This is a genomic window from Pseudomonas sp. TMW 2.1634, from assembly GCF_001703595.1.
In the GTDB taxonomy this organism is placed as follows: Bacteria; Pseudomonadota; Gammaproteobacteria; order Pseudomonadales; family Pseudomonadaceae; genus Aquipseudomonas; species Aquipseudomonas fragi.
Genome location: NZ_CP016849.1, coordinates 4,980,375 through 4,998,175, shown reverse-complemented (window position 1 = coordinate 4,998,175; position 17,801 = coordinate 4,980,375). Strand labels below are relative to the sequence as shown.

Below are 17,801 nucleotides of genomic sequence, written 5' to 3'. Positions count from 1 at the left end.
TCGCGAGCAAGCCCGCTCCCACCTGATCAGTTGGTCTGTGTGCGCTGAGTCGGTTGCAACTTGAACACATAGAACAGCACGGTCAGCAGAATCAAAAAGGCCGGGCCAACGAACAAGGCGATTCGGGTTTCCTCGAAGTACGCCATCAACCCAACCACCATCAGCAAGAACCCCAGAGCCGCGTAGGAGCTATACGGGTACAGCCACATGCGGTACTTCAGGGCTGCGGCTTCCTGCGGGCTCAGGTTCTTGCGAAAGCGCAGTTGCGCCAGCAGGATCATCAGCCAGGTCCAGATTGCGCCGAACGTCGCAATGGCCGTCACCCACACAAACACCTTCTCCGGCGCCATGTAGTTGAGCACTACGCCCAGCAACAGCACGGCGATCGACAGCAGCAAGGCCTGACGCGGCACGCCGTTTTTCGCGGTGGTGGCGAAGTTGGCCGGGGCCTGGCCGTTTTGCGCCAGGCTGTAGAGCATGCGACCGGTGCTGAAAATACCGCCGTTGCACGACGACAGGGCCGCCGTAATCACCACAAAGTTGATGATGCCGGCCGCGGTCTTGATCCCCAGACGCTCGAAGGTCATCACAAACGGGCTGCCCGAAGTGCCGATTTCGTTCCACGGGTAGATCGACAGAATCACGAACAATGCGCCGACGTAGAACAGCAGAATGCGCCAGAACACCGAGCCAATCGCACTCGGGATGGTCTTTTGCGGGTTCTTGGCTTCGCCTGCAGTCAGGCCGATCATCTCCACGCCAAGGTAGGCGAACATCACCATCTGCAGGGACATCAACACGCCCTGGATGCCGTTGGGCAAGAACCCGCCGTGGGTCCAGAGGTTGGAAATACCCAACGCGACGCCGTCATTGCCGAAGCCGAACGCGATAATGCCGATACCGCCGAACACCATCGCAATAATGGTGACGATCTTGATCAGGGCAAACCAGAACTCGAACTCGCCAAACGCCTTGACCGCGATCAGGTTGATCGAGCCCATGCTGATCAACGCCGCCAGGGCCCAGATCCAGCGCGGTACATCGGGGAACCAGATGCCCATGTACACCGCCACGGCGGTGATTTCTGCGACGCAGGTCACCAGCCACAGGAACCAGTAGTTCCAGCCGGTCAAAAAGCCGGCCAACGGGCCGAGGTAATCCTGTGCGTAGCGGCTGAACGAGCCGGCCACCGGGTTGTGTACGGCCATTTCGCCCAGTGCGCGCATGATCACCAAAATGGCCAGGCCACCGATGATATAGGACAGCATGATGGCCGGCCCGGCCATTTCAATGGCCTTGGCCGAGCCCAGGAACAGGCCTACGCCGATACAGGCGCCAAGTGCCATCAGGCGAATATGGCGCTCGCCCAGTTCACGCTTGAGTGGGCCGCCTTGCACGGTGTCACCGTGGGGCGGGTGGTTGCCGACTGGCATAAAAGTACAACCTCGTATTGTTATTGGGTATACATCAACAAAGCGCTCGAAAAGACCGGCGGATCACCCGTCCTGTCTTTTGATCAGCCCTGGCTTTGTAGGCCGTTGGATCAAAAGAGAAATGCCCTGCTGAGATCGGCGGCGAGTATTGCACAGGGTTGGTGCACAGTCATGCCCCTACCTAGGACCTATTTACCCGCCGTAAGGGCTCTATTCCTGCACTTACACGCAAACGCCCCACGAGGCCTGCATCTCGGATTTGCAGGTTTGAGCCTTACTCAATAGACCTTGCTTACAGAATTATCAGATAAGCCCCACAAATTTTTCGCCTGCATCCTCCAGCGTCTACGCTTCTATCAAGCGCAACCAATATGCGTAAGTGGATCTGTCGACTATGGGCGTACTGTGGAATTCCGGCACCCGCAAGACAAGGGCAGCATCAGCAACCAAGGACGATTCTGTACCGACGCCCAACGTGCCAAAACCCTGGCGTTATGGCTGGTTTGTGTTCGCCCTGATCGTGCTCGGCGCACTGGTTGTGCTGGGGTTTGTGATTGCCCAGGAGGTGCGCAGTTCCAGACTGCAAGCCCGCGAGTTCAGCCGCTTTGCCGCGTCCCTGAGCTACTCGATGCATGCAGGGCCGAGCGATGCGATGTTTTACCCGGGCGAAGGGCCCTTCGATAAACGCTTGGGTTACAGCGCTCTGGGCGACTTTCTGCCGCGCCTGCAAAAACGTGACTACGTCATCACCGAACAAAACCGCTTTTCACCAGCGCTGATGAGCTATAGCGAGAAAGGTTTTTTCGTACCCTACCCAGAAAAAATCCAGACCGGACTATCAATCACCGACTGTGCAGGCAGCGCGCTGTATCAGTACAACTACCCGCAGCAGCTTTATTCGAGCTTTGCCAGCATCCCCCCGCTGGTGGTGCACAGCTTGCTGTTTATTGAAAACCGCGATCTGCTCGACCCCCAGCAACCGCAGGCCAACCCTGCCGTGGACTGGCCGCGCTTTGCAATGGCCGCCTACTCCCAGGCGGCAAAGCTGCTGCACCTGCCGGGGCAATCAGCCGGCGGCAGTACCCTGGCCACCCAACTGGAAAAGTACCGGCACTCCCCCGATGGCCTGACCCTGTCGGGCGCTGAAAAATTGCGCCAGATGATTTCGGCCAGCGTGCGCGCCTATCAGGGCGGCCCGCAAACCCTGCCCGCCCGGCAAAAGGTGGTGCGCGATTACCTCAACAGCGTGCCGCTGTCGGCGGTGCCCGGCCACGGCGAAGTCCACGGCATGGCCGAAGGGTTGCGGGTGTGGTACGGCGCCGACTTCAATCAGGTCAATGAACAGTTGAGCAGCACCGCCACGGATGCCAAAAGCCTGGCGTCTAGAGGCCTGGCCCTGCGCGAGGTGCTGTCGCTGATGATCGCCCAGCGTCGGCCGTCGCATTACCTGGCCAAGGGTCGTGATGAACTGGCGCAACTGACCGACAGCCATATCCGCCTGCTGGCACAAAACAATGTGATCGACCCGCCACTGACCGCCGCCGCGCTGGCCAGCCGCGTGACTTACCGTGACTGGGCGCAGGCGCCCACCCTGCAACCCAATGAAACCAATAAGGGCATCAGTGTGGCCCGCAGCCGTCTTTCGGTGCTCCTCAAACGCCCCCTGTATGACCTTGACCGCCTTGACCTGTCAGCCACCAGCACCTTGCAGGGCGACTTGCAAAGCCAGGTCAGCGACTACCTGCGCCAGCTGGCAGATCCGGCTTTTGCCGGCAAAATCGGCCTGCTCGGCCCCTACCTGCTCACCCCTTCCAGCACCGCGCAAGTACGCTACAGCTTCACCCTGTTCGAGCTGACCCCGGATGGCGCACGGGCCCGGGTGCAGACCGACAGCACCGACCAGCCCTTCGATATCAATGAAGGCAGCAAACTGGAGCTGGGCTCCACTGCCAAGCTGCGGGTGCTGACCACCTATCTGCAGATCATTGCCGAACTGCATGACCGCTATGGCGGCCAATCCAGTGCCTCGCTGAAAAAAATCATCACCAACGACCAGGATCCGATCACCCGCTGGGCGCTGGCGTACCTGGTCGACAACCCCAAGGCACAACTGGCCCCCATGCTGGATGCCGCGCTCAACCGCCAGTATTCCGCCAACCCCGGCGAAGGTTTTTTTACCGGTGGTGGCATGCATCACTTCCACAACTTCCGCAACCAGGACAACAACCGCGTTGCCACGCTGCGCGATGCCATCCGCGAATCGATCAACCTGCCGTTTGTGCGCCTGATGCGCGACGTGGTGCGCTACACCAGTTATCAATCGCCGAGCAACAACGCCGACCTGCTCAGCGACGACCGCAACCCGCTGCGCCAGGAGTACCTGAGCCGATTCGCTGACCGCGAAGGCACTACCTTTATGCTCAAGTTCTGGAAGAAATACCGCGCCAAGGACTCCAAGGCCCGCCTCGAAACCTTTCTGGACAGCATGCACCCCACCGCCATCCGCATGTCGGCGGTGCATCGCTACCTGTTCCCCCATGCCGACCAGGCCACCTTCAACCGCTTTGTACGCTCGCACTTGACCAGCGACAAAATCACCGACGAGCGCCTGACCAAGCTGTACCAGGGCTATGGCCCCGGCGCCTACAACCTGCCCGATCAGGGCTATATCGCCAAGGTCCATCCGCTGGATCTGTGGCTGCTGGGGTATTTGCTCAACAACCCGCAGGCCACCTTCCAGCAAGCCGTAAGCGCCAGCGAACATGAACGTCAGGAGGTTTACAGCTGGCTGTTTAAAAGCCGGCACAAGAGTGCCCGCGACAGCCGCATCCGCACCATGCTGGAAATCGAAGCCTTCCTGGATATCCACCAGCGCTGGCAAAAGGTCGGCTACCCCTTTGACCACCTGGTACCTTCCCTTGCAACGGCACTGGGCAGTTCTGGGGATCGGCCTGCGGCGCTTTCCGAGCTGATGGGGATCATCCTCAACGATGGCGTGCGTTTGCCGGTGTTGCGCATCGATACCCTGCATTTCGCCGCCGATACACCCTACGAAACCCGCTTGATCAACGACCCCGACGCTGGCGTGCGGGTTATGCCCAGCGAAGTCGCCACGGCCCTGCGCGAGGCCCTGTCACAAGTGGTGGATGCCGGTACGGCGCGGCGGGTGTCAGGCAGTTTCAAACTCGATGACGGCACACCGCTGGCCATGGGCGGCAAAACCGGTACCGGCGACAACCGTATCGAAAGCATGGGCGCTGGCGGACGTATCCTCAGCTCCAAGTCGATCAATCGCACAGCCACCTTCGTGTTTTATATCGGCGAGCATCACTTCGGCACCTTGACCGCGTTCGTCCCGGGGCGCTCGGCCGAGGCCTTCAAATTCACTTCTGCCCTGCCGGTGCAAGTGCTCAAGGGCATGGCACCAATCCTCACGCCCTACCTGCAACCCGGTACCAACACCTTGTGCCAGGCGCCAGCGCCGGTGCGAACCGCAGCAAAATAGCCAACCTGTGGCAGCAGGCTTGCTCGCGATCCAGGCAGCGCGGTGTTTCAGTTAAGCCGCGTCGATGCCATCGCGAGCAAGCCCGCTCCCACAGTTATTAGCGCCTGTTGAGAATCATTACCGTTCGTCGACTGGGTTTTTACATTTCTTAAGATATATCTTAAGTTATGTCTAACTTAATGAGAGAGCGAAAAGACAATGAGAGACCATCATCCCCATCACCGCGAACATGGCGCGGGTCAAGACGGCTTCGAAAAACGCCCCGGTCGCGAACGCGGTGGCCGCGGGCCCCGGGTCTTTGCCCCGGGTGACTTGAAACTGCTGCTGCTGGCGCTGATCGCCGAGCAGCCCTGCCACGGCTACGACCTGATCCGCCAGATCGAAGGCCTGTTCGACGGCGCCTACAGCCCTAGCCCCGGTGTGATCTACCCCACACTGACCTTCCTTGAAGAGAGCGAGCTGATCCAGGGCGACGCCGAAGGCGGGAAAAAACGCTACACCGTGACCGACGCCGGTCGCCAGTTCCTCAGCGATCAGGCCGTGGCGCTGGACGGCGTGCGGATGCGCATCGATGTGAGCAAGCGCTCCCTGCGCGGCCATGACCGCCCGGCCGAGATCCACGAGGCCATCCACAACCTGCGTCACGCCCTGCAAATGCACCACGGCCGCTGGAACCCGGCCGAAATCCTGCGGGTGCGCGACTTGCTCAACAACACCGCCAAAGCCATCGTCGACGGCCCCGCTGCCGCCCAGGAGAACGCGCAATGAATGCTGCCACCCCCCAGGTCATCCACCGGGTCATGCATGAAATCAAACGTCGCAAACTTGAAGTGCTGCGCGTGGTCGACCTGACCCCGCGCATGCGCCGCATAACCGTGGGTGGCCCGCAGCTCGCGGGGTTTGTCAGCCTGGGCAGCGATGACCATGTAAAACTGTTTTTCCCCCAGACAGCCGAAGAGCAAACCGCGCTGGAAACCCTGGAGCTGGGCGCCGGGCAAAAGGGCAACATGCCACCGATGCGCGACTACACCCCGCGTCGCATTGACCTGGACACTCTTGAACTGGATATCGATTTCGTGTTGCACGGTGACGGCCCTGCCGCCACCTGGGCCGCCCAGGCCACGCCCGGGCAATACCTGCATATCGGCGGACCGCGCGGCTCGATGGTGGTGCCGGACATCTTCGACAGCTACCTGCTGATCGGCGATGAGACCGCGCTGCCGGCCATCGCCCGGCGCCTTGAGGAACTGCCTGCCAACCGCCGTGCCCTGGTGGTGGTCGAGGTGGAAAACGCACAGGAGGAACAACCCCTGCACAGCGCGGCAACGGTCGACGTGATCTGGGTACACCGCGATGTGCCGGGCGAGGACCTGCTCAAGACCGTCGAACTGCTGAGCATTCCTGAGGGTGAACTGTACGCCTGGATAGCCACCGAAAGCGCACTGTCGCGCAAGGTGCGCCGGGTATTGCTCGACACTCATGGTTTGAATGAAGAGTTCGTCAAGGCTGTGGGCTATTGGCGCCTGGATGACAGTACCGAAGAGTAAGACACACCGCTAAATCCCGTGGGAGCGGGCTTGCTCGCGATGGCAACAACGCGGATTGCCTGATGCGCCGGAGGGTGCTATTGCGAGCAAGCCCGCTCCCACAAAAGCTGGAAGCATCAAGATCGCGCGCCCCGCCAGCGATCCACCGCCATCACCGCCACGGCCACGGCCACAAACCCCGCCAGAATCCCGCCCGCATTGATAAACGTCTGCCCATAGCCCAGCTTTTCGACATCGACAAACGGATACGGGTACACACCCAGCAAGTGCCCGCGCAGCAGGATGTAGGCGAAATACAGCAACGGATACAGCACCCAAAGCCCGATATGACTCAGACGCAACAACCCCTTGGGCACGCAAAACCACCAGTACAACGCAAACAGCACTGGCATCACGTCATGCAATATTTCATTGGCCAGCCATTGCAGGCCTTCGGGTTGCCAAAGCTGACGCAGCAACAGGCTGTACGCCGCACCCACCACGACAATGCTTACGGCAATACCGCTGCTGACCCACGGCTGCAAGAAAAACGCCCTGCCTTTTGACGGGCGGTTATCTGCCGCATAAGTCAGCACGCAGGCAGCCAGGGTATTGGTCAAAATGGTGAAAAAGCTGAAGTAACTCAGCAGCCCGCCCACCACACTCGCCCCGCTTTCCCAGCGGGCCAGCAGCACCAGCTCAAGCTGAATCGCCAGGCCAGTCCAGCCCAGGATCGCCAACAGCAAGCAAAGCCGGTGCTTTGACAAAGCACTCATCGGCCGATCACAGCTCGCGTTTGGTACGCGCGTATTTCACATAGAGTTTTTCGACCTTTTCCCGCGCCCAGGGGGTTTTGCGCAGGAACGTCAAACTCGACTTGATGCTCGGGTCGCTTTTGAAGCAGCGAATATCAATGCGCTCGGCCAGCCCCTGCCACTCGTAATGCGCCACCAGCGCAGTGAGGATCTGTTCCAGCGTCACGCCGTGCAATGGGTTGTTGTTGGGTTCAGTCATGACGGGCCTTTAAAGCAAAAGAGAGAAAGCCGCGCACCTTAGCCGAGCACCTGCTCAGGGGGAAGTGCATTTGCAATCCAGCAAGTCTAGCCGTGACCCGGGGTCGAAATGAAAGTTCCGCTTTGCCAGATTAAAGTGATGTTATATTGTAACTATTACTGTCCAATCGAAGAGCGCTCAGCGCCGCTTTCTTTCGTCACCTTGCCAAGGAACTTGCAATGTCCTCCCCTGCTTTCCCGCGTCACTTGCGACGCCTTCGTCTAACGCCGCTCGCCACCGCACTGCTGCTCGCCTCCCCGGCCTACGCCCTCGACCTGCCGGAGCAAGTTATTACCGGCAACCCCTTGGGCAACACCCAACTGGCGTCGCCCACCACCGTACTGGAAGGCGACGACCTGACCCTGCAACAGCAAGGCAGCCTGGGCGAAACCCTCAATAAACAACCGGGCGTGTCTTCGTCCTACTTCGGCCCGGGCGCCAGCCGACCGATCATTCGCGGCCTGGATGGCGACCGCATTCGCATCCTGCGCAACGGCGTCGGGGCACTGGATGCCTCGTCGCTGTCTTACGATCACGCCGTGCCGCTGGACCCGGTCAACGTTGAGCGCATCGAAATCGTCCGGGGCCCGGCCGCCCTGCTGTACGGCGGCAACGCCATCGGCGGCGTGGTCAATACCTTTGACAACCGCATCCCCACTGCCGCCATCGACGGCATTCACGGTGCAGGCGAACTGCGCTACGGCGGCGCCGACACCACGCGCAGCAGCGCGGGCAAGCTGGAAGCCGGTGATGGCACCTTCGCCCTGCATCTGGATGCCAATGCCCGCGAGTTCAATGACCTGAAAATCCCGGGTTATGCGCGCAGCCGTCATGCGCCTGAAAGCGAAGATGCTGACGAGAAAAAAGGCCGTTTGGGCAACAGCAATGGTCGTCAGGACGGCGGTGCTGTGGGCGGTTCCTACACATGGGAGGATGGTTACGCAGGCTTGTCGTACAGCACTTACGACGCCAACTATGGCTCACCGGCGGAGCAGGATGTACGCATCCGCATGAAGCAGGATCACTACGCCTTCGCCTCTGAAATCCGCAACCTGCAAGGCCCGTTTAGCTCGCTGAAAATAGACGCCGGCTACACCGATTACGAACACCGCGAAATCGAGGGCGGCGAAGTTGGCACCACGTTCAAGAACAAAGGCTACGAAGCCCGCGTAGAGGCGCGCCATGTGCCGATTGGCCCGGTTGAGGGGGTGATTGGCGCGCAGGTCAATCGCAACGAGTTCTCGGCCCTGGGCGAAGAAGCCTTTGTGCCACAGACCGACACCAACAGCGGTGCGGTGTTTGTGCTCGAAGAGCTGCAAGCCACCGAGCGCCTCAAGCTCAGCCTCGGCGGGCGTCTTGAACGCACCGTGGTCGACCCGGATGCCAAGGGCAACGAACGCTTTGCCGCGGCCGACCGCTCCAAAAGCTTCACCGCGGGCAGCCTGTCTTCGGGTGCCGTATTTACCCTCACCCCGATCTGGTCGCTGGCCGCCACCCTGGGCTACACCGAACGCGCCCCGACGTTCTACGAGCTGTACGCCAATGGCGCCCACGTCGCCACCGGCACCTACGAAGTGGGCAACGCCAATCTGTCGAAAGAAAAAGCCGTGTCCAGCGACCTGGCCCTGCGCTTTGACAATGGCACCCACAAAGGCAGCGTCGGCGTGTTCTACAGCCATTTCTCCAACTACATCGGCCTGCTGGGCACAGGTCGTACGCTGAACGACGAAGGCGAACCGGATGCCGACGGCATTCCGGAATACACCTACTCCGGGGTTAGGGCACGCTTCACCGGCTTTGAAGCCAAGGATCACTGGAAGCTAGGTGAAAACGCCTACGGCAAATTTGCCCTGGAGTTGTCCGGCGATTACACCCGTGCCACCAACCTCGACACTGGCGAAGCCTTGCCTCGTATCGCCCCCCTGCGACTGAGCAGCGGCCTGCTATGGGAACTGGACCGCTGGCAAGCGCGAGTGGACGTCGAACACGCCAGCAATCAGGGCCGTGTGCCGGCCAATGAATCGGGCACCGATGGCTACACAACCCTGGGCGCCAGCGCCGGTTATCACTTCGATGTGGGCAGCAGCCAGTGGCTGGCGTTTGTCAAAGGCGACAACCTGACCAACCAGACCGTGCGATATGCCAGTTCTATTTTGCGCGACATTGCCCCCGCACCAGGACGCGGCATTGAGGTCGGCCTGCGCACCACGTTCTAAGCTGCACAGCAGTAAATACGCGGCCTGCAACCAAGGTGGGGCGCGACAAAAGAGCCCTGGGACGAACCGTCGCAGCACACTGTTACGGAATCAGAAATGATCCATGTCACTTAAAGTGCTGTTTCTAAACGTTTCGGGGCTTTATCATTTCCGCATAAAGGGCTGAAACGATTCATTCTGCCCTTATCCTGAAGGGTTAGTCCTGCCTCTCAAGACAGCGCTACCCACTGCCACAGCCATACCTATAAAGACTCGCATCTCGACCTATGTCCACATTCCTGAATATGCGCAAACACAGCGCGATGCTTCCTGTTGCCGGGCAAAAAGCCCTGGCGCTGATCGGCGGCATTACCGCTCTGGGCCTGGCTACTTGCGTGCAGGCGGCCCCCGCTTTTGACGCCGACTCCAAATGGATGCTCGGCGATTGGGGCGGTACCCGTAGCGAACTGGAAAAGCAGGGTTACTCCTTTTCCCTCGACTACGTAGGCGAAGTCGGCTCCAACTTGCACGGCGGCTATGACCATGATCGTACGGCGCGCTACAGCGACCAGTTCGGCCTGGGCACGCACCTGGACCTGCAAAAGATCCTGGGCTGGGACGACGCTGAATTTCAGCTGACCATTACCCACCGCAGCGGCAACAACATCAGCAACGATCGCATCAACGATCCGCGGGTGGGCGGCTTTACTTCGGCCCAGGAAGTCTGGGGCCGCGGCCAGACCACGCGCCTGACGCAAATGTGGTACCAGCAGAAGTTCTTCGACCAGAAGCTCGACATCAAGGTCGGCCGCTTTGGCCAGGGCGAGGATTTCAACACCTTCCCTTGCGACTTCCAGAACCTGGCGTTCTGCGGCTCGCAGGTCGGTAACTGGGCGGGCAGCATCTGGTACAACTGGCCCGTCAGCCAGTGGGCCCTGCGGGTCAAGTATCACCTGACCCCCGAGCTGTACGCACAGGTCGGCGCCTATGAGCAAAACCCGTCCAACCTGGATCGCGGCAACGGCTTCAAGCTCAGCGGCAGCGGCACCCAGGGCGCGGTGCTGCCGATCGAACTGGTATGGACGCCAAAAATTAATGGCCTGCCAGGGGAATACCGCGCGGGTTACTACTACAGTAATGCCAAGGCAACAGATGTTTACAAAGATGCCAATGGCCAGCCCGCCGCGCTGACGGGTGAAGCGTATCGCAGCAGTTCAAGCAAACACGGGATGTGGCTGGGTGTGCAACAGCAGCTCACAACCCGCGCCAGCGATCAGTCGAGGGGCTTGAGTGTGTTCGCCAATGCCACTATGCACGACAAGAAAACCAATGCCGTGGACAACTATGTCCAGGCGGGCGTCGTCTATAAAGGCGTGTTCGATGCACGACCAAAAGACGACATCGGCTTTGCTATGGCCCGCGTGCACGTCAACCCGGCTTACCGCAAGAACGCCCAGGCCAGCAACCAGGCCCGGGCCATCTACGACTTCGACAACCCCGACTACCTGCCACCCCAGGACACTGAATACAGCGCCGAGCTGTACTACGGCGTCCATGTGACCAACTGGCTGACCGTTCGACCGAACCTGCAATACATCCGTCACCCGGGCGGCGTCAGCCAGCTGGATGACGCGCTGATTGGCGGTCTGAAAATTCAAAGTTCGTTCTGACAAACGGACTGCAACGGCAACCTTGAAGGTTGCCATCAAGAACCTATTTAGCTGATTCACTCCCGTGCCAGTTCGTCCCTTAAAGACCCACTCTCGCGGGAACACCTCTAACGTAACGGAGAACCACACTATGAGCACTGAAGGTGCTTTCAGTCGAAGCCGCCTGCTACCGAGCCTCCTCGGTATCTTGCTGCTGCTAATGGGCCTGGCCATGTTGGCCGGGGGTATCAAACTGGTCACGCTGGGCGGGTCGTGGTACTACCTGCTGGCCGGGATCGGTTTTGGCTTGTCGGGCGCACTGCTGATTGCCGGGCGCCGCGCCGCACTGACCCTGTACGCACTGGTACTGTTCGCCAGCACCGTATGGGCACTGATGGAAGTGGGTCTGGACTGGTGGCAACTGGTGCCACGCCTGGCCCTGTGGTTCGCCATCGGTATCGTTCTGCTGCTGCCGTGGTTCCGTCGTCCGGTCCTGCGCGGTCAGTCGGCACCGGCTGCTACCGGCGCACTGAGCGTTGCCGTGGTTCTGGCAGGTGCTGCTGCACTGGCCAGCCAGTTCACCAGCCCGGGTGAAATCAAGGGTCAACTGGACCGTGATGCGGTTCCTGGCATGACCAACACCGCACCGGCCATGCCCGACGGTGACTGGCAGTCCTATGGCCGTACCGGCTATGGCGACCGTTACTCGCCGCTGAAAGAAATCACCCCTGAGAATGCCCACAAGCTGGTTCCAGCCTGGACATTCCGCACCGGTGACATTCCTGGCGAAGGCGATCCCGGCGAAACGACCGCCGAGAACACCCCGCTGAAAGTCAACGGCATGCTGTATGTGTGTACCCCGCACAGCCAGGTGATTGCCCTTGACCCGGACACCGGCAAGGAAATCTGGCGTTACGATCCGAAGATCAGCACCCAGAACGCTGAAAACTTCAAAGGCTGGGCACACATGACCTGCCGCGGCGTGAGCTATCACGACGAAAACGCCTACGCCAAAGCCAGCACCGAACAAAGCGCTGCCGAGCCTGCTGCTGCCACTTCGAGCAACTCGTGCCCACGTCGCCTGTTCCTGCCGACTGCCGACACCCGCCTGGTCGCCATCAACGCCGACACCGGTAAAGTCTGCGAAGACTTCGGTGACCACGGCTCGGTAGACCTGCGTCACAACATCGGCAGCTTTGCGCCAGGTGGCTACTACTCCACTTCGCCACCTGCCGTGACCAAAGACCTGGTGGTGATTGGCGGCCATGTGACCGACAACATCTCCACTGACGAGCCATCCGGCGTCATCCGTGCGTACGACGTACGTACCGGCAAGCTGGTCTGGAACTGGGACAGCGGCAACCCGGAGAAAACCACTCCGATTGCTGAAGGTGAAACCTACACCCGTAACTCGCCAAACATGTGGTCGATGTTCGCCGTCGACGAAGACCTCGGCATGCTGTACCTGCCGATGGGCAACCAGATGCCTGACCAATATGGTGGCGACCGTACTGAAGATTCCGAGCGTTATGCCGCTGGCATCACGGCCCTGGATATCAAGACCGGTAAAGTCCGTTGGTACCGTCCGCTTACTCACCATGACCTGTGGGACATGGACGTAGGTGGTCAGCCTACCCTGATGGACCTGAAAACCGCCGATGGCGTGAAACCGGCCCTGCTGGCTTCCACCAAACAAGGCAGCATCTATGTGATGGACCGTCGCACTGGCGAAGCCATTGTGCCGATCACCGAGGTCCCTGCTCCGGGCGGCGCTGTAGAGGGTGACCACACGTCCCCTACCCAGCCACGTTCGGACCTGAACCTGATCCCGCCGGTACTGACCGAGCGTGACATGTGGGGCGTAACACCGTTTGACCAGATGCTGTGCCGGATCAACTTCAAGTCCCTGCGTTACGATGGCATGTACACCCCGCCATCGCTGCAAGGCTCGATCGTGTATCCAGGCAACTTCGGCGTGTTTGACTGGGGCGGCATCTCGGTTGACCCGGTTCGCCAGATCGCTTTCCTGAACCCGAGCTACATGGCGTTCACCTCCAAGCTGGTTCCGCAGGCCGACGTGGCTGCAATGGGCCCGCGCAAAGGCGAAACTTCGGGCGTACAACCGAACAAGGGCGCACCTTACGGCGTGATCCTGGAGCCTCTGTTGTCGCCAGTCGGCCTGCCTTGCCAGGCACCGGCGTGGGGCTACGTTGCGGCGGTCGACCTGACCAACAACAACGTGATCTGGAAACACAAGAACGGCACCGTGCGTGACAGCTCGCCGGTTCCGATCCCGTTGCCAATGGGCGTACCTAGCCTGGGCGGCACCGTTACCACTGCCGGTGGCGTTGCGTTCCTGAGCGGTACCCTGGACCAATACCTGCGTGCTTACGATGTAAGCAACGGTAAAGTGCTGTGGGAAGGTCGTCTGCCTGCTGGCGGCCAAGCCACCCCAATGACCTACACCGGCAAGGACGGCACGCAATATGTGCTGGTCATGGCGGGCGGTCACGGTGGCCTGGGCACCAAAAAAGGTGACTACATCATGGCATTCAAACTCGCTGAGTAAGCTTTACAGCGGTTTGTGAAAAAGGCGGCTATCGAGAGATAGCCGCTTTTTTTGTGGGCGGCAAAACAAGACAAACCTCACCTGACGCCCCGCCCCCTAGGGTGTTTCATAACAACAATCAGTCATGTCCTACTCAAAAAAAGCCGTTCTCCCGCATACACGCTGACCACAAGAAGCTGAAAGTTGCTCCCTTGGCATGCGAACAGCATCCCAACACCGTTATAAGCCATCTGTTCTGCCCTGACCCGCCAGCCATAAACTTCATCAAGAGCAACACAGATGCCCAACCTGCACCTGCCTTTGTTGACCTGCATCTCCTGCATGGCCGTTCTTTTGGCGCAACTGGGCATGATGATGTACTTGCCTGCGCTACCGCTCATTGCCCAATCACTGAACACCACCCCGAGCCTAGCGTCTTTATCGCTGCCTGTGTATCTGCTGGGCATGGCTTTGCCGATGTTGCTATGGGGCAAGTGGGGAGCTGCCTGGGGTATCAAGCCGGTCTTGATTACCTCGCTCTTGCTGTTCAGCGCAAGCAGTCTGCTGCTGACTTTTTGCGCACAACTCGAGAGCTTTCTCACCCTGCGATGTGTGCAAGGCGTCGGCGCCAGCGGCATGTCCGTAATGGCTCGATCGCTGGTAGCCCAACACTTCAAGGGGGATACACTCGCCAAAGCACTCGCGTGGTTATCCATCGCTTTCGTTGTTTCGCTCGGGATCGGGCAATTCTTCGGGGCGGTTTTAATAAGCGCCTTTGGCTGGCCCACCACCTTCTGGTGCCTTGCCATTGGCGCAATTATTCATGCCGGGGTTGTTTACCGTCATTTGCCGGATTTTAACCCGGCAAACAACACCCCGGCCCGCTGGCGGCACTACCTGACGATAGTCCGTCACGCAGGGTTCCTGCGACCGGCACTGACCGGCGGGTTGGGCTACGGGATCATTGTCGGTTTCAATACGGCAGCCCCTTCGGTTTTTCAAGCAACTTATGGCTGGTCGACAAGTGATTACGGCACTTTGGGCTGGGCGATCAGCCTTGCCTATGTATTGGGGTCGCTGAGCGTCAATCGCTATATGTTGAGCCGTGGCCAATCTCAACTGAGTGCCATCGCTACAAGCATTATGGTGCTTGCCGGTATCGTCATGCTGCTGGGGGTCGTTAGCGACCCCACGCTCGCCGGGCTGTTGTGGTTGCCGTACTGCTTTATCGTTTTCGGCCAGGCCATCAACTATCCCGTAAGCCTGTCAGAAGCCAGCGGCAACTCCCCTGTTGATGGACCGTATTCAATGGCACTCTGCGGATTGATTCATCAGTTGGTTGCAGCCTGTGTTGGCGTGATCATCAGCTTGATCGGTGTGCAAAACCCGCTCTATCTGGCCATTATCTGCCTGCTGCTGGCCGCTGCAGTGCGGGGGTTAAACATCATCAAGCCCACCCCGTGAACGGTTCGGCCAGCCATTTTTGCAGCACGCGACCAACCGATCAGACCGTAGCCCGCAACTCCCACACCCAGGCCTCGAACGCCACGGCATCCATCGGCCGACTGATCAGATAGCCCTGGGCCGTGTCACAGTGCCAGCGCTCCAGCAGTTCAAGGGTATGTTGATACTCCACGCCTTCCGCCACCACCTTGAGCCCCAGGTTGTGGCTCATTTCGATGGTCGAGCGCACGATCACCGCGTCTTCGCTGGTTTCGTCAAGGTTGCGGATAAACGACTGATCGATTTTCAGCTCCTGAACCGGCAGGCGCTTGAGGTGCGCCAGCGACGAGTAACCAGTGCCGAAGTCATCCACCGACAAACTAATCCCTCCGTCACGCAGCTTTTCAAGCACGCTGAGCGAGTGTTCGGGGTCGCGCATCGCCGTGCTTTCGGTGATTTCGAAGATCAGTTGCTCGGCCGACAACTGATAACGCTTGAGCAGGCGCTCAACGGTCAGCAACAGGTTTTCACCGTGCAAATCCTCCGCCGAAATATTCAGCGACAGCTGCAGGTGCATGCCTTTGCGGTTCCACTCGGCCAACTGGCGGATGCCTTCCTCGATGACCCAGCCCGTGAGCAGGAACATGCTGCCCGTGCGCTCCGCCAGGGGGATAAATTCCGCCGGTGAAACCATGCCCAGTTCCGGGTGCTGCCAGCGCAACAACGCTTCGGCCTGACGCACATGGCCACTGCGGATATCCAGTTTGGGCTGGTAATGCAACTGCAACTGGCCTTCGCTGGCGGCACTGCGCAAGTCCCTGATCAGCTGGATGTGCCGCTGATGGGCGAGGTCGCGGTCCTGCTGGTACACCTGCAAATAACCCGGCAAGGCGGCATCGCGGCGGGCAATTGCGGCCCGGTTGATCAGTTCTTCGGCGCTCTGCCCATTGAGCGGGTACACCGCAATGCCCATGCAGACTTCCAGCGCCACCTCATGCCCGTCGATGCTCAGCGGACGCTTGAGCAATGCGTACAAGCGATCAGCCATCGCCACGCCCACATCGATCTGGGTGCTTTCAAGCAGTAACAAGAACTCGTTGCCGGTGATGCGTGCCGCGGTATCGCGTTCACGCAGGGCGTCGAGCATCACGCGGGCGGATTCACGCATGATCAGCTCCACCCCCTCGGGGCCGAAGCCTTCATTGATCACCCGATAGTTTTCGATCCCCAGGTAAATCAGCACCACGCTACGCCTTGCACTGATGGCACTGCCCAGGCGTTCCATGGCCAGGGCACGGTTGGGCAAGCCGGTCAGCGGGTCGTGCAGGGCGTTATGGGCCAATTGCTGTTCGCGTACGGCAATCCCGCTTTGCATGGCGTTGATCGCCCGGGCCAGAAACCCCAGTTCGTCCCTGCGTGTGAGCTCCACCCGCGTTTCGTAGTTGCCCCGACCAATGCGCTGCGCCGCCTCCGCCAGCAGGCTGACCGGGCGCGACACTGCCCGTGCCAGCCATAAGGCGCCTAACAATGAAGCCAGCAAGGCCCCCAGGGATATCCACAGAAACTTGCGATCCAGCGAGTTGAAGGCCTGCATCGTCTGATCCAGCGGGCTTTGCAGTACCGCCATGACCTGGCCGTTGTCCGGGTCGCCGGAATTGGCCAGTTGCAGCATCTGGCCCAGAAAGCGCTGGCCGTTGAATTCGCTGAAGTGGATCGCCGCGCCCGGCGTGTGCTCCTGCACGAACTCAATGATGCTGGCGCTCATAAAGTCCGGCTGGGTGCTGCTCAATATGCCGCTTTCGCCTGGTTTGACCGTCATGAACGACACTTCAAGGTTGCTAAGGGAACTCAACTCATGGGCAAACACGTCGTCCATCGGCATCCCCGAGACCACGCGCACCACGGGTAAAGGCGCCAGCACCACCCCTTGCACCAGCATGTAGGGGCGCCCCGCGAGGATGCCGATGACCATGGTTTGCGTGTTGCGACGGGCCAGCCGCAGGGCCTTGGCATAAGGAAACACCTGCCCGGGCGGCAGGCCCTTGAGGGTGCTGGTGATGATATTGCCGTCCAGGTCCAGCACAAACAGCTCACTGCCATGCAGGCTCGACTCGAACTCCTGCAGGGCGTGCTCTATGCGCGAAGGGCTGCCATTGATGGCCGCCTCACGAAAATCCGAGTCATTGGTCAGCCAGTTGAGGCCGTACTGGATGCGGCGCCAGCGCAGATCCATAAAGCGCTCGAACACCCGGGTACCGGTCTTGAGCTGCTCTTGCGCCTGATCGCTGGCCACGGTAATGGTCACGGCTTTAACGGCGAAGTACACCGCACCAATCACCACCAGCAGGAGCAGGGCCAGAAACAGGCTGATACGCGCTTGAAAACTGTTGCGCAACTTCATGCTGCGCCCTCAATCCATTGAGTGAAGCTCAACTTCCACATAAGCATT

Annotated in this window: 11 protein-coding genes; 7 read left to right on the top strand and 4 right to left on the bottom strand. The window is 60.0% G+C overall.

Translation table 11 applies throughout. From position 1 onward, the window contains the following. Positions 1-26 precede the first annotated feature (26 nt). The gene (locus BFC21_RS23800) at positions 27-1,433 is read right to left on the bottom strand and encodes an amino acid permease (protein ID WP_088379098.1); all 1,407 of its coding nucleotides are present in this window, start codon (positions 1,431-1,433) and stop codon (positions 27-29) included. Between the two features lie 394 nt (positions 1,434-1,827). Here BFC21_RS23800 and BFC21_RS23795 point away from each other — a divergent pair, with 394 nt between their 5' ends. The 3 genes from BFC21_RS23795 to BFC21_RS23785 all read left to right on the top strand — a co-directional run bounded on the left by BFC21_RS23795 (position 1,828) and on the right by BFC21_RS23785 (position 6,485). Then, a complete protein-coding gene (locus BFC21_RS23795) occupies positions 1,828-4,938 on the top strand; it encodes a transglycosylase domain-containing protein (RefSeq protein ID WP_088379097.1) in 3,111 nt (1,036 codons plus the stop codon). A 198-nt stretch (positions 4,939-5,136) separates the two neighbouring features. Beyond that, complete coding sequence (locus BFC21_RS23790; RefSeq protein WP_016779659.1) at positions 5,137-5,706, top strand: PadR family transcriptional regulator; 570 nt, start codon at positions 5,137-5,139, stop codon at positions 5,704-5,706. After that, positions 5,703-6,485 carry a siderophore-interacting protein gene (locus BFC21_RS23785; RefSeq protein WP_120266575.1) on the top strand — a complete coding sequence of 261 codons (783 nt, stop codon included), beginning with the start codon at positions 5,703-5,705 and terminating at the stop codon, positions 6,483-6,485. The genes BFC21_RS23790 and BFC21_RS23785 overlap by 4 nt, the downstream gene beginning before the upstream one ends. 116 nt (positions 6,486-6,601) lie before the next feature. Here the strand turns inward: BFC21_RS23785 and BFC21_RS23780 are convergent, their stop codons facing one another. Further along, positions 6,602-7,240: a Pr6Pr family membrane protein gene (locus tag BFC21_RS23780; RefSeq protein WP_088379095.1), complete on the bottom strand. Its 639-nt coding sequence runs from the start codon at positions 7,238-7,240 to the stop codon at positions 6,602-6,604. Positions 7,241-7,247: 7 nt separating this feature from the next. Continuing rightward, positions 7,248-7,478: a VF530 family DNA-binding protein gene (locus BFC21_RS23775; RefSeq protein ID WP_016779656.1), complete on the bottom strand. Its 231-nt coding sequence runs from the start codon at positions 7,476-7,478 to the stop codon at positions 7,248-7,250. A 218-nt stretch (positions 7,479-7,696) separates the two neighbouring features. Between BFC21_RS23775 and BFC21_RS23770 the strand changes: the two genes are divergently transcribed. From BFC21_RS23770 to BFC21_RS23755, 4 genes are all read left to right on the top strand, one after another. Beyond that, complete coding sequence (locus BFC21_RS23770; protein ID WP_120266574.1) at positions 7,697-9,733, top strand: TonB-dependent receptor; 2,037 nt, start codon at positions 7,697-7,699, stop codon at positions 9,731-9,733. 266 nt (positions 9,734-9,999) lie between these two features. Next, positions 10,000-11,382: a carbohydrate porin gene (locus tag BFC21_RS23765; RefSeq protein ID WP_280523154.1), complete on the top strand. Its 1,383-nt coding sequence runs from the start codon at positions 10,000-10,002 to the stop codon at positions 11,380-11,382. Between the two features lie 130 nt (positions 11,383-11,512). Beyond that, a complete protein-coding gene (locus BFC21_RS23760; protein ID WP_120266573.1) occupies positions 11,513-13,930 on the top strand; it encodes a glucose/quinate/shikimate family membrane-bound PQQ-dependent dehydrogenase in 2,418 nt (805 codons plus the stop codon). A 279-nt stretch (positions 13,931-14,209) separates the two neighbouring features. Further along, positions 14,210-15,373, top strand: a complete 1,164-nt coding sequence (locus tag BFC21_RS23755; RefSeq protein WP_120266572.1) for an MFS transporter — start codon at positions 14,210-14,212, stop codon at positions 15,371-15,373. Between the two features lie 40 nt (positions 15,374-15,413). Here BFC21_RS23755 and BFC21_RS23750 read toward each other — a convergent pair whose 3' ends face one another. Next, the gene (locus BFC21_RS23750; RefSeq protein WP_120266571.1) at positions 15,414-17,753 is read right to left on the bottom strand and encodes a GGDEF domain-containing protein; all 2,340 of its coding nucleotides are present in this window, start codon (positions 17,751-17,753) and stop codon (positions 15,414-15,416) included. Between the last annotated feature and the right edge of the window lie 48 nt (positions 17,754-17,801).

What these genes read in the sequence shown, in the direction of transcription:
- BFC21_RS23800 (WP_088379098.1), bottom strand. Translation starts at nt 1,433, where the DNA reads ATGCCAGTCGGCAACCACCCGCCCCACGGTGACACCGTGCAAGGCGGC.
- BFC21_RS23795 (WP_088379097.1), top strand. Translation starts at nt 1,828, where the DNA reads ATGGGCGTACTGTGGAATTCCGGCACCCGCAAGACAAGGGCAGCATCA.
- BFC21_RS23790 (WP_016779659.1), top strand. Translation starts at nt 5,137, where the DNA reads ATGAGAGACCATCATCCCCATCACCGCGAACATGGCGCGGGTCAAGAC.
- BFC21_RS23785 (WP_120266575.1), top strand. Translation starts at nt 5,703, where the DNA reads ATGAATGCTGCCACCCCCCAGGTCATCCACCGGGTCATGCATGAAATC.
- BFC21_RS23780 (WP_088379095.1), bottom strand. Translation starts at nt 7,240, where the DNA reads ATGAGTGCTTTGTCAAAGCACCGGCTTTGCTTGCTGTTGGCGATCCTG.
- BFC21_RS23775 (WP_016779656.1), bottom strand. Translation starts at nt 7,478, where the DNA reads ATGACTGAACCCAACAACAACCCATTGCACGGCGTGACGCTGGAACAG.
- BFC21_RS23770 (WP_120266574.1), top strand. Translation starts at nt 7,697, where the DNA reads ATGTCCTCCCCTGCTTTCCCGCGTCACTTGCGACGCCTTCGTCTAACG.
- BFC21_RS23765 (WP_280523154.1), top strand. Translation starts at nt 10,000, where the DNA reads ATGTCCACATTCCTGAATATGCGCAAACACAGCGCGATGCTTCCTGTT.
- BFC21_RS23760 (WP_120266573.1), top strand. Translation starts at nt 11,513, where the DNA reads ATGAGCACTGAAGGTGCTTTCAGTCGAAGCCGCCTGCTACCGAGCCTC.
- BFC21_RS23755 (WP_120266572.1), top strand. Translation starts at nt 14,210, where the DNA reads ATGCCCAACCTGCACCTGCCTTTGTTGACCTGCATCTCCTGCATGGCC.
- BFC21_RS23750 (WP_120266571.1), bottom strand. Translation starts at nt 17,753, where the DNA reads ATGAAGTTGCGCAACAGTTTTCAAGCGCGTATCAGCCTGTTTCTGGCC.